Origin of the sequence: Mesorhizobium sp. M7A.F.Ca.CA.002.09.1.1 (assembly GCF_003998555.1) — a bacterium.
Taxonomy (GTDB): domain Bacteria; phylum Pseudomonadota; class Alphaproteobacteria; order Rhizobiales; family Rhizobiaceae; genus Mesorhizobium; species Mesorhizobium ciceri.
This window is the reverse complement of record NZ_RZRR01000692.1, coordinates 1-3,066: the sequence shown is the minus strand read 5'-3', so window position 1 is coordinate 3,066 and position 3,066 is coordinate 1. Positions and strand designations below refer to the sequence as shown.

The 3,066-nt window shown below is 56.6% G+C and carries 3 protein-coding genes; all 3 read right to left on the bottom strand.

Annotated features, from left to right (window positions below; all coding sequences use genetic code 11):
* Window positions 1-283: 283 nt before the first annotated feature.
* On the bottom strand, window positions 284-1,135 hold the full coding sequence (locus tag EN994_RS24595) for a DUF3037 domain-containing protein (RefSeq protein WP_063168127.1): 852 nt from the start codon (window positions 1,133-1,135) through the stop codon (window positions 284-286).
* Window positions 1,132-1,923 (bottom strand): HipA family kinase, encoded by a 792-nt coding sequence (locus EN994_RS24590; RefSeq protein ID WP_206617027.1) that lies wholly within the window; start codon window positions 1,921-1,923, stop codon window positions 1,132-1,134. The genes EN994_RS24595 and EN994_RS24590 overlap by 4 nt, the downstream gene beginning before the upstream one ends.
* Before the next feature lie 206 nt (window positions 1,924-2,129).
* On the bottom strand, window positions 2,130-3,066 hold a 937-nt coding region (locus EN994_RS24585), incomplete at its 5' end, for an HNH endonuclease family protein (protein ID WP_164746143.1).

Below are 3,066 nucleotides of genomic sequence, written 5' to 3'. Positions count from 1 at the left end.
GGTCACCTTTGGCTCGGTTGGCATCCTGCTCTTTCGTTGAGGCTCGGAGATAGGCGCGGACGAACATATGAGGCCCCGGTTCGATATGAATGGTCTCATATTGTCTGGTACGATTAGGGTGGTCAAACGTTATTATCGAACCACCTAAAAACGCGGTCCGCTAAAGGCATACTCAAATGATTTTCGACGAGACAGAGTTGTGTGCCTAATCCTCGCCCCTCACGATCGTGAGCCGTTCCGACATGGCTGCTGATTAGCCATGCGGAGGCTGCACCATCACGGATCAAATCCGCTGATTGTGCGACCGAACTTCATCCTCGATTTCATCGACCAATGAGGCGATCTGCGTTTCCTCAACGATCTCCGGTGCGAATGGAGAGCCACGTAAGATCTCAAGCGCGTTTTTGTAGACAGGCATAAGCTGACGGTTCTCTGGCGCACCCACAATGAAATGCAGCTTCAACGGCTCTTGCGCGTCATCTGCGACAGCAGCAAGATGCCCACGCCAGCGACGGACCTTGTCCTTAATCCCATCAGCATCCGCCAAGTCTAACGACAACGGTTCATAGGCATGCCAACTGCCGTTCTTCCATGCGTGCTTGAACTCGATACTATCCGCTTTGCTGGATAAGACCTTCTTTTCCAGTTCCACGTTCAGATTCCGCTCGGCTAGCATGGTACGGACGGGCCGCCAGATATCCTCGTCAGTCTTCCTGGCCTTCACGGTCACATCGTAGCGGCCAACAAATCGCTCATAGAGACGCTCGAAGGTCTTCGATGGATCGTTGGTCACACCGGAGCTGACAGGTGACCATTGTAGGGAACTGTCGTCATTCGGTACGATTGACTTGGCGTAGGAGTCCAGTCCGCGATCTTGCCTGAACAGACCCTCCTTGGGCAGCATCTTGGAAGCGCCACGCATACCCCGCTCGACACTCCGCATAGCAGCCACGAAGGCCTCGCGATCGAGATCCGGGAACACGCTTTTGATACGGCCTATGGTCTTTCGCGTGCGCCACCTCAGGATGCCCTCACGTGAGACATGCAAGATCACGCCAACGTTCACGAACTCCCCGGTTACGATGTCGTGGACATAACGCAGGACAATGAAGTTGTAGGGATGGCGATCGCTCATTTCAGTATCCTCCGCACTTCATCCAAACACCCGTCGATGTTGTCTCGTGCATCTCGAATTAGCTTAAGCGCTGCGTGAACGGCGGCCTCCGAGCCAGCCCACTCGTCCGGAACTGCGGTCTGATAGCTCGCAATCACCTCATCTGACAAGTTAACCCAGCGATCCTTGATGAGATCATAATCAACATCCCGCCCCTTCAATCCCCCAACGAAAATATGGGCTCCTGGCACTCCGACCCAACTCAGGCCACCTAGTGTCCAGGGCGGCTTCCAGAACAGGAGTTGCTCAGTCATGAAAGCCAGCTCGTGATCGAATATCCGCAGATTGTCGCCCTTCACCAAGCAGTTGGGATTCCCGTCGCGTCGATCCGGATTCTGGATGATCGCATCGAAGATCAGAATACCAGTTGCGTCAGGCATCATTGTGTCAGTAATCAAATTGCCTTTCGCCCATGCTGCAAACTGGTTGGGAACACGCAGTGATCCGAATCCGACAGGTGAGCTCACGCCAAGCTTCTGGCGAACAGTCTCGTCTGAAACAGACTCTATGAACTCAGGGGGCAGCCGAACCCAATAGGGACGGGGAACAGGCAATCCGAGGTCCGCAGCCAAGCAGGCACCTATGCTCTCCCGAGACAAGCTCGACACCCCGGCATCGCATCCGCTGGATAGCTTGCAGAAAACCTCGACGGTCTCTCCTGCCGCATCCTCGCACATCAAAAGGATCGGAGCGGTGCGACCCTGAGAGGCCGGGCGCAGAAACTCTGTTGCCGTTACACTCTCCAGCAATTCACCCCCCCACAGGGACGGCGCTGTTGGCCATCCCTCTCCCTCAAAAAACTATGATCAGTCACACCAACTCCGCGGCCTGCGCGTACGCCGACACCAGCGTCGAGCTCGGCTTCACGGCATCATGCGGCACAAGCACATAGGACGACGGTTTCCGCCCATTCCCTAGCATGCTCGTTCGCATGGTGAACCCATTTCCGCGCCGCCTATTCCGCAGCGTCGGCCTGCTGCGTCAACGCGTGCCCTGCGCCTGCGTTCTGATTATTCTGCTCAGCAATCGTCGGGCCGGACCATATCGAAAGCGCCGTATCGAACAGCGCGCTTCCACGGTGTGAGACGGTCTCCTCATCCCATGCCTGGTACTGATGGAGTTCCCGGTTCAGCGCGAGCGCCGTGTGTGCTCTCACAGCAGGCATCTTGGTCGAGAACGATCCGTTCGAAGCCGACGTGTTCAGCTTCTGGGTCAGCAGTGTGAGGTTGCCGAGCTTGTTTATGATCTTGTCGCGGTCAACCTCGCGAGCAACCTGGTCAATATCCACCTCGCCGGCCGCAACGTGATCAAAACCCGGAACGGGCCAATTCTCGCGCCATTTTTGCGGCATGATGTGTTCGAGCGTCAAATCGCTCCGGATGGCGACGACTTCGCTGCGATCGTTCCTTTTCTGGTGTTCAAGCGCCTCGAACAGATACCGAAGGCGCGGCTGACGACTCCCTTTGTATTGGTCGCGACCAAGCCATTGCGCCTTCCATTCGCTGTCTGGCGGGAAACGGATCGCATCCGCCTGACTCGCGGACAGCAATTGATGAACACGCGCGACTGACACTTGGCCGCCCGCGCGAAGCTTTGCGATCATATCGACAAAGAACTTGTTGTAATTGGCGGTCGTGAGGCCGCAGATATCGCGCCTGACGATATAGGATTCGATCAGCCGGAGAGCATCGGGCAGCTCGCCTTCGTCCAGCGCGCTTTCGCCCGCTAGATAGAGCACGAGAGGCATGGCCGTTGACACGTCGAACGCCTTGGTAAAGCGCCCGAAGCGTCCCAAAGGATCATCGGTCGACTGATCCGATAGCCGTCGATGAACTGCCGCGCTTGCTGCGATCGATTCGAGCTCAGCTTTGATGGAGGTGAACGGCGTGAGG

What these genes read in the sequence shown, in the direction of transcription:
- EN994_RS24595 (WP_063168127.1), bottom strand. Translation starts at nt 1,135, where the DNA reads ATGAGCGATCGCCATCCCTACAACTTCATTGTCCTGCGTTATGTCCAC.